Genomic DNA, 17,466 nt, shown 5'->3' with positions numbered 1-17,466 from the left:
CAAGGTTGCCCGGTTGTCAACAAAAAGATGTGACTTTTTTTGGGTATTTTGCCCGAAACCAGAAGTCGATCCCTTTAAAAGCGCTTGAATTACCTTAAAACCGGTCAAAAGCCTAAGTCTGGGAAACCCAATGGTCCATTCCAAACGCCACGGCGAGATCCTTCGGCTGCTGCAGGAAGAGGGAACCGTCACCATTGCCAGCCTCGCCGACCGGCTGGGTGTTTCGCTCGAAACCGTGCGCCGCGACGTCAAGCCGCTCACCGCTGATGGGTCGGTGCTGAAGATGCATGGCGCGATAGGCCTGCCGTCGATGATCGGCGAAGCGCCGTTCGAGCGACGCATGCGTGAGAATGCCGATGCCAAGCGCGTCATCGCCCGCATGGTCGCCGCCACCATCCGCGATGGCGAGTCCATCATGCTCGATACCGGCACCACGACCTCTTTCCTGGCGCGGGAACTGCTCGGCCACCGGCGGCTGACGGTCGTCACCAATTCGTCTGATATCGCCCGCACGCTGGCCACGATCAACGGCAACAAGGTCTATATGGCCGGCGGCGAACTGCGCAGTGATTCCGGGGCCGCGTTCGGGATTTCGGCCATCGAGTTCGTCAGCCGCTTCTCCGTCAGCCATGCCATCATCTCCACCGGTGCCGTCGATGCCGTGACGGGTGTCATGGACTATGATCTGGAGGAGGCGGAATTCGCCCGCATGGTGCTGTCACGCGGCCAGCGCTCGCTCGTCGTCACCGACCACACGAAATTCGGCCGCCAGGGCCTGGTCCAGGTCTGCGGCTTCGACGGCTTTTCCGAACTCGCCACCGACCGCGCGCCGCCGCACGATGTAGCCGCGGCGCTGGCGCAGGCGGGCGCGCGGCTCAGCATTGCCGGCGGCGAAGTCGCTTTTTAGCCGAACACCAAGGATTGGTGGGCGCACACGCCAGCGAAAGTCCCGCCCGATACGGCAAAGGCGATGTTGTGCATGGCGCGCGCCGCGTCGCCGGCAGCGTAGACGCCGGCGACTGTCGTCTGCTGCCGGTCATCGACCGTGATTATCGGGCCGAGGAAGCCGTCGGTGAAGCCGCAGCCGAGTTGTTCGGCCAGCGGGCTCGCCATCGTGTTGCGCGGTGCGGTGAACATCGCCCTGACACCAACCTGTCGGCCGCCGTCGAGGTGGACGATCAGGCCGCCGGAGCGGTCCTCGCTGAGTTCGCTGACCGTGGCGGGTTCGAACCTGATGGTCTTGGCCTCCATGGCGTGCATCTGCTCGGTGTCGGGCTCCATCTGGCCGTTGCCGAACAGCGTGACGTCGCCCCAGTCGGCAATCAATTGCGCCTGATGCATGGACATCGGGCCGGTTGCGAGCACGCCAAGTGGCCCGCCGGAAACCTCGAAGCCATGGCAATAGGGGCAGTGCAGCACGGTCTTGCCCCATTGCCCGGCAAGCCCGGGAACCTCCGGCAGGATGTCGCGCACGCCGGTGGCCAGAACCAGTCGCGCGGCGCCGAATGCCTCGCCGCCATCGGTGGTGATGTCGAAATCGCTGCTGCTGTTGGCGACGGCGTTGTTTGCCCGCGCCTGGATGAGCTTGGCTGTCGGATAGGCCAGCAATTGCCGCCTTGCATCGTCGAGTATGGCGCCGGGTGCGCGCCCGTCCTGGCCGAAAAAGCCATGCGAATGCGCGGCAAAGCGGTTGCGCGGCTGGCCGGCGTCGATCACCAGGACGTTGCGCCGGGCCCGCGCCGCCTGGATCGCGGCGGACAGGCCGGCAAAGCTGCCGCCGACGACGGCAAGGTCATATTGCATGGCTGGAGGCTCCGGTGAGGTCGTAACGACGGCGGAAATCGGCGGTCAGGTCGGCCAGCGTGATGCGGCTGAGCTTCTCCGCCAGCAGCCTCTCCGCCGCGATGCGGAAATCGTCGAGCACGGCGATCACGGCTTGCTCGACGAGACAGCCGGGGCTTTCCGGCTCGGTGCTGAACGGCAGCAGCGTCTCGCCAAGTGCCGCGCTGATCTCGGCCAGCGAGATTTCTTCGGGCGTGCGCCCGAGCAGCCAGCCGCCGCCATGCCCACGTGACGAGGTGACGATACCGGCGTCACGCAAGCCGGCGATGGTGCGGCGCACCACCACCGGATTGGTGTGGATGAAGGTGGCAAGCTGCTCGGAAGTCAGCGCCTGTTCGGGCTTCTCGGCCATGTGGACGAGAATGTGCAAGATGGATGAGAGCCGGCTGTTGCGTTTCATGCAACTTAATTAGTTACGATTTCGGCGATGTCAAACCCGCCAACGCTTTTTTTCGTCAAGGCAAAGCTATGTCGGCGAGGCGCGAAAACTCATCCGGAAGCAGGCGCCGCTCGGCTTGCCATCGAAAATCTCGATGTGCCCGCCATGTAGTTGCATGATTTCCTGCACGAGGTTGAGGCCGAGCCCCGCGCCGTGATCTTGAGGGCGCAGCCGGTAGAACGGCTCGAAGATGCGTTCGCGCTCGGCTGGCGGCACTCCGACGCCTTCGTCCCGCACCTCGATGACGGCCGGAGCGGTGACGCTGACGGTGATCTTGCCCGCGCGGCCGCCATGCTCGATGGCGTTCAGGACGATGTTGGTCACCGCGCGCTCGATGGCGGTACGGTCGCCGGTCGCGAAAACCGTGTCCTTTGCCGGCTCGAACGACATTTCATACCCGGCAGAGAACGCCATCGGCGCGAGATCGACGACGACGCCGCGCGCGATTGCCACGAGATCGACTTTCTCGAAAGGCAAAGTCTGCCGGTCGAGCCGTTGCAGGTCGAGCAATTGGTCGGTCAGCGTCGAAAGCCGTGCCGCGTCCTGCAGCAGCCGGGCCCGCTCGGGTGTTGCCGGCAGCGAGGCCAGGCGCGTGTTGAGGATGGCGACCGGTGTCCTGAGTTCATGGGCGGCATCGGTCAGGAAGCGCTTGTGGCGTTCATAGCCTTTGTCCAGGCGTGCGAGGGCGGCGTTCACCGCCTTGACCAGCGGCGCGACCTCCTTTGGCACATCCTTCAGCGGCAGCTGCACACCGCGCTGGTCGATGTCGATGCGCTCGGCCTCGGCCGCCGCATGGCCAAGCCCCGACAGCGCGCCGCGCACCACCCAGGGCGTCGCGAACAGCGTGGCAAGTGCCATCAATCCGGCCAGCGGCAATATGCCTTGCAGGAAGAATTGCGGCGCCTGTCCGAGCAGGCGCGGCAGCGAAAGCCCACCCTTGGTGCCGGTGAAGATCTGGACATTGCCGGCGGCCGTCTCGGTCCAGCGGATCTTTGCATCCGGCGGTGCGCTCTCGCCGATGGAATTGTCGATACGCGCGTCGCTGATGGTGTCCAGCAGGTCGGCGAAGGGCTGGAAGATGGCCGGCACCGTGCCTTCCTGCAGCCGCTGCCCCTGCTTGTCGCGGATGATGAACCACAGGCCGGGGATATCGGATCGCAGCTTCGTCAGATCCGAAGTCTCGCGCAGCACAAGCTTGCCGCCCGTATCGCGCGCCACGGCATCCGCCAGCACGTCCATCGTGCCGTCCTCATAGTCGTGCGGAATGAGGCCGGTGGCGAGCAACGCGCCGAGAATACCGACGATGATCAGCGTCAGCATCGCGCATTGCAGCAAGGCGATGCGCAGCACCAGGCTCCATTTGAGCGAACGCGGGCGTTTGAGGCTCATCGCTCGACACTCATGGCGTTTCGCGCAGGAGATAGCCGACGCCGCGAATGCCGTTGATCGTCACGCCGCTCTCCGCGTCGGCGAGCTTGCGGCGCAGGCGCGAGACATGGGTGTCGAGCGCGTTGGACTGGATCTCGTCGTCGAGGCCGAACACCGCTTCCATCAGCGCCTCGCGCTGCACCATGCGGCCGGTGCGCCGCATCAGCGCCTCCAGCACCAGCAGTTCGCGGCGCGGCAGGCTGAGCGGCTCGCCGCGGATCGCCGCCTCGCGATGTCCGACATCGAGCACCAGATGGCCGGCACGGATGAATTGCGACTGCATCGGCGCCGGCCGCCTGAGCAAAGCGCGCAAACGGGCCAGCAATTCCTCGAAGGCGAACGGCTTTGCCAGATAGTCGTCGGCGCCCATGTCCAGCCCGTCGACCTTGTCGGACGTTTCGCCCTTGGCCGTCAGCACCAGTACGGGCGTGGTGTTGTTCGCCGCGCGCAATCTCGGCACCAGCGACAGCCCGTCGCCATCCGGCAACTGGCGGTCGAGCAGGATGGCGTCGTAGCCGTCGACGGCAACGAAGCCTTCCGCATCGAGCAACGTGCCGGCGTGATCGACCACCATGTCGTGGCGCTTCAGCGCCGCACGCAGCGCCGAGACCATTTCGGGCTCGTCTTCGACCAGCAAGATACGCATCCACACTCCCCCGGCAACGAGCACACCGTATCGGGCGCTACCGCGCCAACATTGCGTAGACATGGCAAAGCCGAATGGCCCGAGACCGGCAAGTCCTTTCTTTGCGTCCGCGCTATTGCGCAATGTCTATGCAATCCAGCCACGGCAAACAGCGCCGGCCGGCAGGAATCGCCATGCCGGCATCAAGGTGTCGGGCCCGGATATGCAACGGATTCGGGTCCGACGCTGAAACGAAATCAAGCGGCACGCCAAATTGGTTGGGGTGCTGTTGTCCGGGATTGAGGTTTGCTTATGCCTGCACATGATGCCCTGTCTTTTCTCATGGCGTGGACCTTCGCGCCGTTCCGGGTCGGCTCCGTCACGCCGTCCAGTTCCAGCCTGGCGGCCTTGATGACGCGCGATATCGGTCCCGAAACCGGCCCCGTGCTGGAACTCGGTCCCGGGACCGGCCCGTTCACACGGGCGCTGCTGTCACGCGGGGTGAGGGAAGAGGATCTGACGTTGATCGAATCCGATCCGGATTTTGCGGCACTTCTCATGCGCCGCTTTCCCGCCGCCCGAATTTTCGAGACGGATGCCGTCGGTCTGCGCCATCTGTCGCTGTTTCCCGGGCCGGTGGTTGGCGCTGCCGTCAGCGGGTTGCCCTTCCGACTGATTTCGCCGCGCAAGACGCTTGCCATTCTCGAAGGCGTTTTCGCGAACCTTCGCCCGGGCGGGGCGCTCTATCAGTTCACGCTCGGCCGGCGCTGTCCGTTCGACCAGTCGTTGCTCGACCGGCTCGATCTCGAGGTCACGCGGGTCGGTCATACCTTTCGCAATTTCCCGCCGGCAACGGTCTATCGCGTCGCCAGGATCAAGACTGCTACGTCCTATGACTGGCGCTTCGCATGACCGGGCCGCTGTCGGCCATTCTCGGCTTCGGCCTGTTCGGCGTCTTCTGCCTTGCCTTCACCGAGAAGATCCTGCCGGTTCCGCCCTCGCATGTGCTGCTGCTGTTCCTCGGCATGACGGCTGCACCGGATGGCTTCACACTGGCGATCCTGCTGGTGGTGACGACGCTTGCCTCCTTCCTTGGCTGCCTTGTCTGGTATGGGGTTGGCCGCCGGATCGGATTCGACCGTGCCGATCGCCTGATCGAACGGGTCGGCAGATATGTCTTCCTGCGCCCCGCAACCTACCGCAAGCTCGGCCAGGCCTATCGCTGCAATCATGTCCGCGTATCGCTGCTGGCGCAGTTCATCCCGACAGTGCGCAACTACCTGCCGATCGCGGCGGGCGCCCTCAGTCTGCCGGCGTTGCCCTTCGCGATCGCGACGCTGCTCGGCGCCACCATTTGGAATGCGGGCTTCCTCCTGACAGGCTATCTCTTGCGCGGCAGCAGCCAGGATTCCTTCACGGTGGGCTTGCGCATCATCGTTATTGTCGTGGCGCTGGAAACGGCGTTCATGCTGGCATTGCGCTATGGGCCCGCATGGCGGCGGCGCATCCGGCTGGTGCTCGGCTGAGCGCGCTGCCCCAGTCTCCGGTCATGGGATAAGTTCCGCCGTCGGCTTTTCTTCGCCCGGCCGCCGGTGTTTAGTCCGGCGATGGCTTTCACCATCCGACAGTTGCAATTCTTCATCGCCGTCGCCGAGCAAGGCACGGTGTCGGGCGCGGCACAGAACCTCTCCATCTCGCAATCCTCGGTCACCGAAGCGATCAAGGAACTCGAAAGCGATCTCGGCGTCGAGCTGTTCGAGCGCCATCCCCGTGGCCTCAACATCACCCACAAGGGCCATCAATTCCTGCGTCATGCGACCAAGATCCTCGCCGACGTGTCCGATGCGCGACGCTCTTTCTCTGGCGAGCAGGCCGTGGCGGGCGGCCGGCTGCAGCTCGGCGTCACCTCGCTGGTCGCCGGCTATGTGCTGTCGGACCTGCTCGCCCGCTATCGCCGCGCCTATCCGGGCGTCGAGGTTTCGGCCATCGAGGACAATGGCGACTACCTTGAACATCTGCTGATCGGCGGCAAACTCGACATCGCCGTCATGGTCACTTCCAATTTGCGCGATCGCACGGCGCTGCAGTCCGAAATCCTCGAGGTCTCGGCCTACCGCCTGTGGCTGCCGCTCGGCCATCCGCTCGCCGGCGCCGACATCATCGGCATTGGCGACATCGCCGGCGAACCGCTGATCATGCTCACCGTCGACGAGATCGAGGAGAACACCGGCAAGCTGCTGACGGCGATCGGCGCCAAGCCGCATGTCGCCTTCCGCACCCGCTCGGTCGAGGCAGTGCGCAGCCTGGTCGCCACCGGGGCCGGCGTGGCGCTGCTGCCCGATCTTGTCTACCGGCCATGGTCGCTGGAAGGCGACCGCATCGAATCGCGCGATATTTCGGGCTCCTTGCCGGTGGTTCAGGTCGGCATGGTCTGGCGGCGCGGCTCCGGCCTGCCGCAGGCGGCACGGGACTTCGTCGGCCTTGCCCAGTCGCAGCGCACGGTCCGCCAACGCCCCTGATTGAAGAGCGTTCATCTATCGGAAAAACCGATATCGCCTTTCTGATAAATGAATTTGCGAAACCGGAATTTTCCAAGCACCTTCCGTTCCACGGACCAAGCCGCCACCAGAGCGACATCAAGTCCATAGGACGAACCGGCAGTTTTTCAGTCCGCGCTTGATCTGGCGAAAACCGGAGCGGTTTCGGGATCAGGCGCCAAAATGGGAGATCGATGATGAATTCATTCCTGAAGTCATGCACTGCGCTGACGGTCGCGCTGACCTTCTCGGGTCAGGCCATTGCCCAGGTCAAGGAACTCGGCAAGGGTGAAGGCCAGGTCAACATCGTTGCCTGGCCGGGCTATATCGAGCGCGGCGAGACCGACAAGGGCTATGACTGGGTTACCGCCTTCGAGAAGGAGAGCGGCTGCAAGGTCAACGTCAAGACCGCCAACACGTCCGACGAGATGGTCTCGCTGATGAACGAAGGCGGCTTCGACCTCGTCACGGCTTCAGGCGACGCCTCGCTGCGCCTGGTCGCCGGCAAGCGCGTGCAACCGATCAACACCGATCTCATCCCGAGCTGGAAGGCGGTCGACGATCGTCTCAAGGATGCGCCCTGGTTCACCGTCGACAAGGTGCACTACGGCGTTCCCTATCAGTGGGGCCCCAACATCCTGATGTACAACACCGAGGTGTTCAAGGAAGCGCCCAAGAGCTGGAACGTCGTCTTCGAGGAGATGAAGCTGCCGGACGGCAAATCCAACAAGGGGCGCGTCCAGGCTTACGACGGGCCGATCCACATCGCGGACGCCGCCAACTATCTGATGTTCCACAAGCCGGAACTCGGCATCAAGGACCCCTACGAGCTCAACGAAGACCAGTACAAGGCCGCTCTCGACCTGCTGCGCGTCCAGCGCACGCTGGTCGGCCGCTACTGGCACGATGCCGCCATCCAGGTCGACGATTTCCAGAATGAAGGCGTCGTGGCATCCGGTTCGTGGCCTTACCAGGTCAACACACTGGTCGCCGCCAAGAAGCCGGTCGCCTCGACCGTGCCGGAAGAAGGCGTCACCGGCTGGGCCGACACCACCATGATGGAAGCCGACGCGGCTCATCCGAACTGCGCCTATATGTGGCTTGAGCATTCGCTGTCCCCGAAAGTGCAGGGCGATGTTTCGGCCTGGTTCGGTTCGCTGCCGGTCGTGCCTGCGGCCTGCAAGGGCAATGAATTGCTCGGCGAGGAAGGCTGCAAGACCAACGGCTACGACAATTTCGACAAGATCAAGTTCTGGAAGACGCCGGTCTCGAAATGCGTCACCCAGAACGACCAGTGCGTGCCTTACTACCGCTGGGTGTCGGACTATATCGGCGTCATCGGCGGACGGTGATCGTCTTTACCCTCCCCTTGTTGGGAGGGCCGACGCGCAACGTCGGGTTGGGGGCAGCGCGGGCGTTCGTGCCGGATCACCCCCACCCGCGGCTTCGCCGCGACCTCCCCCATGGATGGGGGAGGTAAAGTGGCCCGCGAATTTGCCATCCAAGCCATGATTTGCAGGCGAAGATGATTCAATAGAACAAAACCGGCAACAGACTGACAGCCCATGACCTCTGCCGTCTCCTTTCATAAAGTCTCCCGCCATTTCGGCAGCGTTCGCGCCGTCGACGCGGTCGATCTCGACATAACGCCGGGCGAGTTCTTCGCCATGCTTGGGCCGTCGGGTTCGGGCAAGACGACCTGTCTGCGCCTGATTGCCGGTTTCGAACAGCCGACCGCTGGTTCGATCTCGATCTTCGGCGAGCGTGCCGAGGGCGTGCCGCCCTACCGCCGCAACGTCAACACCGTCTTCCAGGATTATGCGCTGTTCCCGCATCTTAATGTGCTGGACAACGTCGCTTATGGGCTGATGGTCAAGGGCGTCGGCAAGGCCGAGCGCCACAAGGCGGCCGAGGAAGCGCTGTCGCTGGTCAGGCTGCCCGGCTACGGCGCCCGCCGGCCCGGCCAGCTTTCCGGCGGCCAGCGCCAGCGTGTCGCGCTCGCCCGCGCGCTGGTCAACCAGCCCAAGGTGCTGCTGCTCGACGAGCCGCTCGGCGCCCTCGATCTCAAGCTGCGCGAGAACATGCAGGAAGAGCTGAAATCGCTGCAGAAGGCGCTCGGCATCACCTTCGTCTTCGTCACCCACGACCAGGGCGAAGCGCTGTCGATGGCGGACCGCGTTGCCGTCTTCAATGACGGCAGGATCATGCAGATCGGCACGCCGGAGGATATCTATCAGCGGCCGAGAACCCGTTTCGTCGCCGATTTCGTCGGTTCCTCCAATGTATTGCCGCCGGATTTTGTCCAGCGCTATTCCGGCCAGCATCGCTGGGGCAGTCTCCGTCCCGAATCCATTCGTGTCGGCCGTGCCGCAAGCGGCGAAGGGGTTTCTGCCCGCCTCGTCTCGACCAACTATCTCGGCGCCACCACTAGGCTGGCGCTCGATGCCGACGGATTGAAGCTGCACGCCGTGGTGCCGGCCGGCACTGCCCTGCCGGCGGAAGGCGAGGCGGTGGTGCTCACCTTCAACCGCGAGCACCTGCATCTGATGGACGAGCCGGCATGAGCGTCGACGCCACCATGCCGCGCGCCACGGCTCCCGCCATCCTGCCGGGCAGCGGCGGCATGCGCGGTGCGCTGTCGGACCTGTTCTGGCGCCGGCCGCGACTGCTTCTGCTCCTGATGCTGTTGCCGCCGGTGCTGTGGCTCGGCATCGTCTATATCGGCTCGCTCTTCGCGCTCTTGGCGCAGAGCTTTTTCTCCATCGACGAGTACTCCGGCCTGATCAACCGCCAATTCACGCTGAAGACCTATGGCGACCTGTTCCAGGCCGCCAATCTCGACATCATCCTGCGCACGGTGACGATGGCGGCACTCGTCACGCTGGCCTCGGCCGTCGTCGCCTTTCCGATCGCCTACTATGCGGCGCGCTATGCACGCGGCCGCTGGAAAGCGCTGTTCTATCTCGGCGTCATGCTGCCGCTGTGGTCGAGCTACCTGGTCAAGATCTACGCGTGGAAGCTGATCCTGGCCAAGGAAGGCATTTTGACCTGGCTGCTCGCCAAGTTGCATCTGCTGTGGCTGCTTGATGCCTGGCTGTCGCTGCCGGTCGTCGGCGGCAACTCGCTGTCGGTGTCGTTCACCGGCACCTTCATCGTCTTCGTCTATGTCTGGCTGCCCTTCATGATCCTGCCGGTTCAGGCAGCGCTTGAGCGCGTGCCCGGCAATCTGGTCGAGGCCTCGTCCGACCTCGGCGCGTCGCCGGGGCAGACCTTCCGCAATGTTTTGTTCCCGCTGGCGCTGCCCGGCATCGTTGCCGGCTCGATCTTCACCTTCTCGCTGACGCTGGGCGACTACATCATCCCGCAGATCATCGGCACGTCGCGCCTGTTCATCGGCCAGGCCGTCTATTCGCAGCAAGGCACGGCCGGCAACATCCCGCTCGCCGCCGCCTTCACCGTGGTGCCCATCGTCATCATGGGTTTCTACCTCTGGGGCGCCAAGCGCATGGGGGCTTTCGATGCGCTCTGATCGTGGTCAATCCGCTCCGCTCGGCCTGAAGATCGCCGCGGCCTGCGGCCTGCTCTTCCTGCACCTGCCGATCCTGCTGATCTTCGTCTATGCCTTCACCACCGAGGAAAAGAGCTTCGTCTGGCCGCCGCCGGGGCTGACCACGCAGTGGTTCGCCGTCACCTGGAACCGGCCTGACGTCTGGGAGGCGCTGTCGCTGTCGGTGCGCGTCGCCGCCATCTCGACGGCGATCGCACTGGTACTTGGCACGCTGTGTGCCGCCGCGGTGTCGCGCACAAGATTCTTCGGCCGCGAAACCATTTCGCTTTTGGTCATCCTGCCGATCGCGCTGCCCGGCATCATCACCGGCATCGCGCTGCGCTCGGCCTTTGCGCTGGCCGATATTCCCTTCTCGTTCTGGACGATCGTGCTCGGCCACGCCACCTTCTGCGTGGTCGTGGTCTACAACAACGCTGTCGCCCGCTTCCGCCGCACCTCCGGCTCGATGATCGAGGCCTCGATGGATCTCGGCGCGGATGGTTTCCAGACCTTCCGCCATGTCGTGCTGCCCAACATCGCCACCGCACTGCTTGCCGGCGGCATGCTGGCCTTCGCGCTGTCCTTCGATGAGGTCATCGTCACCACCTTCACCGCCGGCCAGCAGCAGACTGTGCCGATCTGGATGCTGGAGGAACTGATCCGTCCGCGCCAGCGCCCGGTCACCAATGTCGTGGCCATGGTCGTCGTGCTGGTGACGCTGTTGCCCATCCTGTTTGCCTACTACCTGACCCGCGACGGTGATCAGATCGCGGGTTCGGGCAAATGAGAACAGTGAGTAGTGAGTAGGGAAATCCACAGCCGGAGCCTGCTCATCACTGACTACCAACTACTCACTATTCACTACTCACCTCGGTTCAAGGAGAAACCCGATGGACACCCAGATGCTGATCGGCTCGAAGTTCGAGAAGGGCGCCGAGACCGAGGAGCCGATCCTCAATCCCAAGACAGGGGCAACCATTCTCAACCTGCCCGAGGCCAGCCAGGCGCAGATCGAGGCGGCTGTCAGTGCCGCCGAACAGGCGTTCGTCTTGTGGTCGCGCACCACGCCGGCGCAGCGCTCCGGCTATCTGCTGAGGATCGCCGACCGCATCGAGGCCGAGGCCAAGGATTTCGCCACGCTCGAGGCACTGAACTGCGGCAAGCCGATCAATGCCGTGCTCAATGACGAGATCCCGGCGATCGTCGACTGCTACCGCTTCTTTGCCGGCGCGGTGCGCTCGATGCCGGGCGTTGTCGCCGGCGAATATCTGCCTGGCCACACCTCGATGGTGCGGCGCGACCCGATCGGCATCGTCGCCTCGATCGCGCCCTGGAATTACCCGCTGATGATGATGGCCTGGAAACTGGCGCCGGCGATCGCCGGCGGCAACACGGTCGTCTTCAAGCCCTCCGAACAGACGCCGCTCACGGCGCTGAAGCTGGCGAAAATCCTGGCCGAGATCCTGCCCGAAGGTGTCGTCAATGTCGTGCTTGGCCGTGGCGACAGCGTCGGCAACACGCTGATCAACCACCCAAAGGTCAACATGATCTCGATCACCGGTGACGTCGCCACCGGCAAGAAGGTGCTGCAGGCGGCCGCCAAGTCGGTCAAGCGCACCCATCTCGAGCTTGGCGGCAAGGCGCCGGTCATCGTCTTCGACGACGCCGATCTTGGCGCCGTGGTCAATGGCCTGCGCGCCTTCGGCTACTACAATGCCGGCCAGGATTGCACCGCCGCCTGCCGCATCTATGCCGGCAAGAAGATTTACGACAAGCTTGTCGCCGATCTGTCCTCGGCGGTGTCGACCATCAAGTACAATTTGCCCGACGATACCGAGAACGAGATCGGGCCGCTGATCTCGCGCCGTCAGCGCGATCGCGTGTCGAGCTTCGTCGAGCGCGCCTCGGAACTGAAGCACATCGAGATCACCACCGGTGGCAAGCCGGGCGAGGGCACCGGCTTCTACTATCAGCCGACAGTCGTCGCCGGCGCGCTGCAGGAAGACGAGATCGTGCGCCGCGAAGTCTTCGGCCCGGTCGTCTCGGTCACCCGGTTCTCGGAAGTCGACGAGGCGGTGAACTGGGCCAATGACAGCGACTACGGCCTGGCCTCATCGGTGTGGACGAAGGATGTCTCGCGCGCCATGGCGACGGCCGCCCGCCTACAATATGGCTGCACCTGGATCAACACCCACTTCATGCTGACCAACGAGATGCCGCATGGCGGCCTCAAGCAGTCCGGCTACGGCAAGGACATGTCGCTCTATGCGCTGGAAGACTACACCGCCGTCCGCCACGTAATGGTGGCGCATGGATAGGCTGGGAAGGAAGGCAAGCATTCAACGAGAGGGAGAAAGACAATGCAGCGCCGACAGTTTCTGACATCCGCAGCCATCGCCGCCACGTTTCTTGCCGTGGCGCCGTCCTTCGCCGCCGATACCGCGCAGTCGGTGGTCGAAGCCTATGTCGCGGCCTGGAATGCGCATGACTCGGCCAAGGCCGCCGGCTATTTTGCCGACGACGTCACCTACTACGATGCTTCAGTCGGAAAGCCGGTCGCGGGCAAGGACGCCGCCAAGACAGGCGTCATCGACAATTTCCTGAAGGCTGTTCCCGACGCCGTCTGGACGATGAAGGGCAAGCCCGTCGTCGACGGCGACCGCGTCTCGTTCGAATGGGAATTTTCCGGCACCAACACCGGGGCCTGGGGTGACGGCACGGCTGCGACCGGAAAGAAGTTCTCTTTCACCGGTGCCTCGATGTTCTCGATCAAGGATGGCAAGATCGCGACCCAGAGCGACTACTACGACGCGCTCGGCTTCTACAAGCAGCTCGGTCTCATGTAACAACGGTGTGTCTGCACCCTTCTCCCCGTTGCCGGGGAAAAGGGTGTCGGCCGCTACTCGACAATACGATAGATGTTCCACAGGCTGGTGCCTGACACGACGTAGGGCTCCATCTCCTTGCCCCATTTGGCGTGTGCGTCGATCTTGCCGATCTTGGCGAAAAACGCCTCCAGCTGGGCCAGGCTCTCGACCTGGTGATGGGATTCGACCGTCGCCTCCCGCGCGCCGATCGATCCGGTCATGATCTGGAACTGGAGGTCGGCGAGACCGACCTGTGAGCCAATCTCGCGTTCCCATTTCTTCAGCAATTCGAGCACGGTCTGCTTGTGGCCGAATTTGGCGTCGATCTGCCATCTGGCGCTGAACATGGCGGCCTCACTCGTCCCAGGCCTGCACGACCGTCTGGCGTGCGATCTGCCCGTTCTTCAGTTCCAACATCGCCGCGGCGAACACTTTTGTGCCGTCCGGATAGGCGCACGCCTGGGTAAAGGCCAGGCTGTTGCCGTCGGCGATCGTTGTATCGACCTTGTGGGTCATTGCCCGGCTGCAGATATCATCCCAGAAGGTGGTGATCGCCGCCCGCCCACGGATTTCGCGCGGTTTGCTCGGCGGGTTGTTGCGGTCGATCACCCGCACCAGCGCGTCATCGGCATAGAAGCTCGACAGCATCTTGCCGTCACGGGTTTCGATCGCCTTCTTGATGGCCGCGCCATCCACGGCTTGGGTCTTGGTCAGCATTTTATCCTCCATGGCCCGTCTTCACGATCGGGCGGTTGACGTTTGCAAGTCTGCCCGGCGCTTATCGGCGGGCAGGGTCTTTCACTGCGACTTCGCCTTGACGGCCGCGAAGACGTCGTCGGTCTGCTTCTTGAAAGTGGCGAGATCGACCTGGCTGCCATTGAGCATCGTCGACCAATGGCGAACGATCGCCGCCATGGCGATCGCCTCCTTGATCTCCTCGTCGCTCGCGCCATTGAGCTTGGCCGCCTCGGTGTGGAAATAGATGCAGTACTGGCAGGGGATCTGGGAGGCCACCGCAAGGCCCATCAGCTCCTTGGTCTTGCCGTCGAGCGCGGTCTTGGGGTTGAGCTGCACCCCCTTGATCTCGGCCCAGGCACCGGCGACCGCGACGTCGGGCAGTGTCCTGAACATGTCCGGCACCGAGCCGAGCGTCGCCTGGATGTCCTTGTAGGCGGCTGTCGCCGATGCATCCTCGGCCTTTGCGGGAGCGATCGCGGACAGCGCGCCAATGCCTGCCGCGATCACAAATGATCTGACATTCGGTTTTGACTTGAGCATTTCCTCCTCCGTTCGCAGCGCCTTCCCGGCGGCATCCGCCTGGCCTGCATGGGGGAAATTGATAGCGCTACATCGGCATGCCCGCTTCGCCCGAAAGCGCCATGGCTCTCATGGCCCGTCCGGGCCAGTGTGCCTGACGGAAAATGCCGCCGCCGCGGCTCGCGATGGCAGGTCGAGTTTGAGCAATATGTTGGCGACGTGGCGCTTGACCGTGTGCTCGCTCAGCCTGAGCTCGGCGGCGATCGCGGCATTGCTCTTGCCGTCGGCAATCAAGTTCACCACCTCGCTTTCGCGCGCCGTCAGGCAGGCAGGCTCGGTCGCCTTGGCCTTTGGGCGGCAAGCCGGTTCCAGATGCTGTTCGGACATCGCCAGGACAAGCGCCAGCGGCTCGTCCAGTTCGTCGATGCCGATGCGGCCGGCGTCGGTGAAATGAAGCCCTGACCCGGCGGCCAGGTCGGCGACCAGCCGCGACGCCAATATGTCGCCGCGCCCGGCATGCGTGGCGAGGTGCATCGTGACGCGGCCCGTCAATCCGGTCGGTGGCCCGCGCAACTCGATCTCGCCGACATGCGCCCCCTGGGCGCTCGCCACGCCGATCTGCTGCGCCGCCTCGCGCAACGACGCCGCGCAACGCAAGGCGCGCCCTGGCCCATCGAAGCGCGAAATCATCGTTTCACCATGCATGTCCACGCAGCGCCCGCCATGGCGCCCGACAAGCGTCCGCCATGTTTCCTGGAAACGCTCACAGCGTTCGCTCCACATCCGGTCGCCAAGCCGCGCGGTGTCGTAGATGCGCGTCACCAGAAGCGCGGCCAGGACGCGTTCGGCTTCCGCCACGGCGCACTCGCCGGTCAGGAATTCCTCGATCAGGTCGGCCACCCGGTCGACATCGCCGGTCCAGATCGGATGGTCGCGTCCCGGGATTTCGGCCAGCCGCGCATTCGCCATCTTCCTGGCCAGGAAGCGGCTGGCGTCGGGATCGACCCGGGCATCGTTGCGGCGATGGATCAGCAGCGTTGGCGCGCTGATTGCGGGCAGCACGCCGCGCACGTCGATCTCCGCGTTCATCCGCGCCAGTGCCGCCGCTGCTGTCGGGCTCGCCGACAAGCGCTCGAAGCGCGCCCACCAGGTCGAAAAACGGGTGTCATCCACCCGTCCCGGCGCGAAGCTGGGCAAGGTGGCGCCGGTGCCCCAGGCCGTTTCGGCCGTCGCGATGAAGGCATCGAGGCGTTCGGGCGACATCACCCATTTGTGGAAATGCGCATAGCCGCCATAGAGCGCCAGCGCCCGCGTCCGTTCCGGATAGGTGGCGGCGAACAGCATTGCCATCGGCGCGCCTTCGGAAGCGCCAAGCAGTGCCGCCCGGCCGCTGCCGGCCGCGTCCATCACCGCGCGCACATCGTCCATGCGCATTTCGAGACTGGGCAAGTGATGGACATCGACACGATCGGAAAGACCCGTGCCGCGCTTGTCGAACAGGATCAGCCGGGAGAATGCCGACAGCCGTCTCAAGAGCCTGGTATAGCCCTCGTCTTCCCAATGCAGGTCGAGATTGGAAATGAAGCCCGGCACGAAAACGAGATCAAGTGATCCCTGGCCGACCACCTGGTAGGCGATCCGCACCTCGCCACTGAGGGCATATCGGGTCTCGATCGGCCTCACGAGTTCTTCCGCCCGGCCTGACGATTTCTGATCGTCGAACATAGCAGAGCCGCATCGATAGCGGCAGCTCAAACTTTAGCAAAAGGAAATATAAGTCCGTGCGATCCGCAGGCTACTTTTGCGAGGCGGTAAGGTCGGCTGGGGAGGGATTCAGTCCGAGCTTGATGTCGGCCTCGGCCGGCGAGATCGGGCGCTTGATCCTGGCGGATGCGGCCACGACGAGTTCGTCGAAGCCTTCGCCGCTGTCCAGCATCTCGAAGAACTGCCGCCGCATCCTGGGCTCCCAGAACTTGTTGATATGCTCGGCGACGCTCGCGACACCTTCCTCGCGCGGCCTCGAATGAAAAAAGGTCGCGATCTGATTGGCCATGCGCACCAGCTTTTCGCTCGTGCTCGTGATGTGGTCTTCGTCATGCGACATGCTGGGCGGCTCCATAGATCACCCGGTCGGGGTGAGTGAAAACATCGAAATCGTCGCCGCGCACCAGCGCCACCAACGTCATGCCCGCCTCCTGCGCCGTGCGGATGGCAAGCGCGGTCGGCGCCGAGACGGCAATGATGAAGGCCGAGCCGATCGCCGCCGTCTTCTGCACCATCTCGACCGAGACGCGCGACGTCACCACGACAGCGCCCGACGCGCCGTCGATGCCGGCTTTGGCCAACGCGCCGGCCAGCTTGTCCAGCGCATTGTGGCGGCCGACATCCTCGCGTGCCATCACGACGCCCTTGCCCGGGATGTAGAAGCCGGCGGCATGCACGGCTCCGGTTTCCGTGTGCAGCGGCTGCACCTTCGACAACAGCCTGACGGAGCGCACGATGTCATCGGCATCAAGCGTAAGTTTTGACGCACCAACGGCGTCAGCCGACCGCAGTGCTTCCTCGATGGATTCAATGCCGCACAACCCGCAGCCGACCGGCCCGGCAAGCCTGCGGCGCCGCGCCTCGAAGCGCGTATTGGCAAGGTCCTTCAGCCGGATCTGGATATCGATTCCGGCGCCATGATCCTCGACCTCGATCGCCTCGATCTCTTCAGGGGAAGCAATGATGCCTTCGGTCAGCGAGAAGCCGAGCGCGAAATCCTCGAAGTCGGCCGGGCTTGCCATCATTACCGCATGCGTGGTGCCGGCGAAGGAGAATGCCACCGGCGTCTCCTCCGGCACCATGCGGTTGGCCGCAGCCGTGCCACTGGCACGGTGCGCCAGCCGCGATATCTCAGTCGTTGCTTTGCGGCGCGCGGCCAA

At 64.1% G+C, this 17,466-nt stretch carries 20 protein-coding genes; 10 read left to right on the top strand and 10 right to left on the bottom strand.

The window, feature by feature from the left end:
- The first annotated feature begins 130 nt into the window (after window positions 1-130).
- Complete coding sequence (locus EB815_RS00780) at window positions 131-907, top strand: DeoR/GlpR family DNA-binding transcription regulator (RefSeq protein ID WP_056569642.1); 777 nt, start codon at window positions 131-133, stop codon at window positions 905-907.
- On the opposite strand, the gene EB815_RS00775 is transcribed toward EB815_RS00780, so the two are convergent.
- The 4 genes from EB815_RS00775 to EB815_RS00760 form a co-directional block, all read right to left on the bottom strand.
- Window positions 904-1,803 carry an NAD(P)/FAD-dependent oxidoreductase gene (locus EB815_RS00775; protein ID WP_056569644.1) on the bottom strand — a complete coding sequence of 300 codons (900 nt, stop codon included), beginning with the start codon at window positions 1,801-1,803 and terminating at the stop codon, window positions 904-906. The two genes, EB815_RS00780 and EB815_RS00775, sit on opposite strands and share 4 nt — an antisense overlap.
- Window positions 1,793-2,242, bottom strand: coding sequence for an RrF2 family transcriptional regulator (locus tag EB815_RS00770; protein ID WP_056569647.1), 450 nt, complete (start codon window positions 2,240-2,242; stop codon window positions 1,793-1,795). The genes EB815_RS00775 and EB815_RS00770 overlap by 11 nt, the downstream gene beginning before the upstream one ends.
- A gap of 66 nt (window positions 2,243-2,308) precedes the next feature.
- Entirely contained in the window at window positions 2,309-3,670 is a 1,362-nt protein-coding gene (locus EB815_RS00765; RefSeq protein ID WP_065005409.1) for a sensor histidine kinase, read from the bottom strand.
- 10 nt (window positions 3,671-3,680) lie between these two features.
- On the bottom strand, window positions 3,681-4,355 hold the full coding sequence (locus EB815_RS00760; RefSeq protein WP_056569652.1) for a response regulator transcription factor: 675 nt from the start codon (window positions 4,353-4,355) through the stop codon (window positions 3,681-3,683).
- 291 nt (window positions 4,356-4,646) lie between these two features.
- Between EB815_RS00760 and EB815_RS00755 the strand changes: the two genes are divergently transcribed.
- From EB815_RS00755 to EB815_RS00715, 9 genes are all read left to right on the top strand, one after another.
- Entirely contained in the window at window positions 4,647-5,246 is a 600-nt protein-coding gene (locus EB815_RS00755) for a class I SAM-dependent methyltransferase (RefSeq protein WP_056569655.1), read from the top strand.
- Window positions 5,243-5,860, top strand: coding sequence for a DedA family protein (locus EB815_RS00750; protein WP_056569657.1), 618 nt, complete (start codon window positions 5,243-5,245; stop codon window positions 5,858-5,860). Before EB815_RS00755 ends, EB815_RS00750 begins: the two co-directional genes overlap by 4 nt.
- Before the next feature lie 81 nt (window positions 5,861-5,941).
- Window positions 5,942-6,853 (top strand): LysR substrate-binding domain-containing protein, encoded by a 912-nt coding sequence (locus EB815_RS00745; protein WP_056569659.1) that lies wholly within the window; start codon window positions 5,942-5,944, stop codon window positions 6,851-6,853.
- 215 nt (window positions 6,854-7,068) lie between these two features.
- Window positions 7,069-8,223 (top strand): ABC transporter substrate-binding protein, encoded by a 1,155-nt coding sequence (locus EB815_RS00740; RefSeq protein WP_056570411.1) that lies wholly within the window; start codon window positions 7,069-7,071, stop codon window positions 8,221-8,223.
- A 213-nt stretch (window positions 8,224-8,436) separates the two neighbouring features.
- A complete protein-coding gene (locus EB815_RS00735) occupies window positions 8,437-9,435 on the top strand; it encodes an ABC transporter ATP-binding protein (RefSeq protein ID WP_056569662.1) in 999 nt (332 codons plus the stop codon).
- A complete protein-coding gene (locus EB815_RS00730; RefSeq protein ID WP_056569664.1) occupies window positions 9,432-10,400 on the top strand; it encodes an ABC transporter permease in 969 nt (322 codons plus the stop codon). The genes EB815_RS00735 and EB815_RS00730 overlap by 4 nt, the downstream gene beginning before the upstream one ends.
- Entirely contained in the window at window positions 10,390-11,205 is an 816-nt protein-coding gene (locus EB815_RS00725; RefSeq protein ID WP_056569667.1) for an ABC transporter permease, read from the top strand. Before EB815_RS00730 ends, EB815_RS00725 begins: the two co-directional genes overlap by 11 nt.
- Window positions 11,206-11,308: 103 nt before the next feature.
- Complete coding sequence (locus EB815_RS00720; RefSeq protein WP_056569669.1) at window positions 11,309-12,736, top strand: gamma-aminobutyraldehyde dehydrogenase; 1,428 nt, start codon at window positions 11,309-11,311, stop codon at window positions 12,734-12,736.
- A gap of 42 nt (window positions 12,737-12,778) precedes the next feature.
- On the top strand, window positions 12,779-13,264 hold the full coding sequence (locus tag EB815_RS00715) for an ester cyclase (protein WP_056569672.1): 486 nt from the start codon (window positions 12,779-12,781) through the stop codon (window positions 13,262-13,264).
- Between the two features lie 53 nt (window positions 13,265-13,317).
- Here EB815_RS00715 and EB815_RS00710 read toward each other — a convergent pair whose 3' ends face one another.
- The 6 genes from EB815_RS00710 to fdhD all read right to left on the bottom strand — a co-directional run bounded on the left by EB815_RS00710 (window position 13,318) and on the right by fdhD (window position 17,466).
- Window positions 13,318-13,632 (bottom strand): hypothetical protein, encoded by a 315-nt coding sequence (locus EB815_RS00710; protein ID WP_023775764.1) that lies wholly within the window; start codon window positions 13,630-13,632, stop codon window positions 13,318-13,320.
- A 7-nt stretch (window positions 13,633-13,639) separates the two neighbouring features.
- Window positions 13,640-14,002 (bottom strand): nuclear transport factor 2 family protein, encoded by a 363-nt coding sequence (locus EB815_RS00705; RefSeq protein WP_056570412.1) that lies wholly within the window; start codon window positions 14,000-14,002, stop codon window positions 13,640-13,642.
- An 81-nt stretch (window positions 14,003-14,083) separates the two neighbouring features.
- Window positions 14,084-14,563, bottom strand: a complete 480-nt coding sequence (locus tag EB815_RS00700; RefSeq protein ID WP_056569675.1) for a carboxymuconolactone decarboxylase family protein — start codon at window positions 14,561-14,563, stop codon at window positions 14,084-14,086.
- A 108-nt stretch (window positions 14,564-14,671) separates the two neighbouring features.
- Window positions 14,672-16,225 (bottom strand): alpha/beta fold hydrolase, encoded by a 1,554-nt coding sequence (locus EB815_RS00695; RefSeq protein ID WP_056570414.1) that lies wholly within the window; start codon window positions 16,223-16,225, stop codon window positions 14,672-14,674.
- A 112-nt stretch (window positions 16,226-16,337) separates the two neighbouring features.
- Window positions 16,338-16,646 (bottom strand): formate dehydrogenase subunit delta, encoded by a 309-nt coding sequence (locus EB815_RS00690; RefSeq protein ID WP_056570415.1) that lies wholly within the window; start codon window positions 16,644-16,646, stop codon window positions 16,338-16,340.
- Window positions 16,636-17,466, bottom strand: coding sequence for a formate dehydrogenase accessory sulfurtransferase FdhD (gene fdhD / locus EB815_RS00685; protein WP_056569678.1), 831 nt, complete (start codon window positions 17,464-17,466; stop codon window positions 16,636-16,638). Before fdhD ends, EB815_RS00690 begins: the two co-directional genes overlap by 11 nt.

This window comes from Mesorhizobium loti (assembly GCF_013170705.1).
Taxonomy (GTDB): domain Bacteria; phylum Pseudomonadota; class Alphaproteobacteria; order Rhizobiales; family Rhizobiaceae; genus Mesorhizobium; species Mesorhizobium loti_D.
The sequence above is the reverse complement of the archived record's forward strand: the minus strand, read 5'-3'. Positions and strand labels throughout refer to the sequence as shown.

What these genes read in the sequence shown, in the direction of transcription:
- EB815_RS00780 (WP_056569642.1), top strand. Translation starts at nt 131, where the DNA reads ATGGTCCATTCCAAACGCCACGGCGAGATCCTTCGGCTGCTGCAGGAA.
- EB815_RS00775 (WP_056569644.1), bottom strand. Translation starts at nt 1,803, where the DNA reads ATGCAATATGACCTTGCCGTCGTCGGCGGCAGCTTTGCCGGCCTGTCC.
- EB815_RS00770 (WP_056569647.1), bottom strand. Translation starts at nt 2,242, where the DNA reads ATGAAACGCAACAGCCGGCTCTCATCCATCTTGCACATTCTCGTCCAC.
- EB815_RS00765 (WP_065005409.1), bottom strand. Translation starts at nt 3,670, where the DNA reads ATGAGCCTCAAACGCCCGCGTTCGCTCAAATGGAGCCTGGTGCTGCGC.
- EB815_RS00760 (WP_056569652.1), bottom strand. Translation starts at nt 4,355, where the DNA reads ATGCGTATCTTGCTGGTCGAAGACGAGCCCGAAATGGTCTCGGCGCTG.
- EB815_RS00755 (WP_056569655.1), top strand. Translation starts at nt 4,647, where the DNA reads ATGCCTGCACATGATGCCCTGTCTTTTCTCATGGCGTGGACCTTCGCG.
- EB815_RS00750 (WP_056569657.1), top strand. Translation starts at nt 5,243, where the DNA reads ATGACCGGGCCGCTGTCGGCCATTCTCGGCTTCGGCCTGTTCGGCGTC.
- EB815_RS00745 (WP_056569659.1), top strand. Translation starts at nt 5,942, where the DNA reads ATGGCTTTCACCATCCGACAGTTGCAATTCTTCATCGCCGTCGCCGAG.
- EB815_RS00740 (WP_056570411.1), top strand. Translation starts at nt 7,069, where the DNA reads ATGAATTCATTCCTGAAGTCATGCACTGCGCTGACGGTCGCGCTGACC.
- EB815_RS00735 (WP_056569662.1), top strand. Translation starts at nt 8,437, where the DNA reads ATGACCTCTGCCGTCTCCTTTCATAAAGTCTCCCGCCATTTCGGCAGC.
- EB815_RS00730 (WP_056569664.1), top strand. Translation starts at nt 9,432, where the DNA reads ATGAGCGTCGACGCCACCATGCCGCGCGCCACGGCTCCCGCCATCCTG.
- EB815_RS00725 (WP_056569667.1), top strand. Translation starts at nt 10,390, where the DNA reads ATGCGCTCTGATCGTGGTCAATCCGCTCCGCTCGGCCTGAAGATCGCC.
- EB815_RS00720 (WP_056569669.1), top strand. Translation starts at nt 11,309, where the DNA reads ATGGACACCCAGATGCTGATCGGCTCGAAGTTCGAGAAGGGCGCCGAG.
- EB815_RS00715 (WP_056569672.1), top strand. Translation starts at nt 12,779, where the DNA reads ATGCAGCGCCGACAGTTTCTGACATCCGCAGCCATCGCCGCCACGTTT.
- EB815_RS00710 (WP_023775764.1), bottom strand. Translation starts at nt 13,632, where the DNA reads ATGTTCAGCGCCAGATGGCAGATCGACGCCAAATTCGGCCACAAGCAG.
- EB815_RS00705 (WP_056570412.1), bottom strand. Translation starts at nt 14,002, where the DNA reads ATGCTGACCAAGACCCAAGCCGTGGATGGCGCGGCCATCAAGAAGGCG.
- EB815_RS00700 (WP_056569675.1), bottom strand. Translation starts at nt 14,563, where the DNA reads ATGCTCAAGTCAAAACCGAATGTCAGATCATTTGTGATCGCGGCAGGC.
- EB815_RS00690 (WP_056570415.1), bottom strand. Translation starts at nt 16,646, where the DNA reads ATGTCGCATGACGAAGACCACATCACGAGCACGAGCGAAAAGCTGGTG.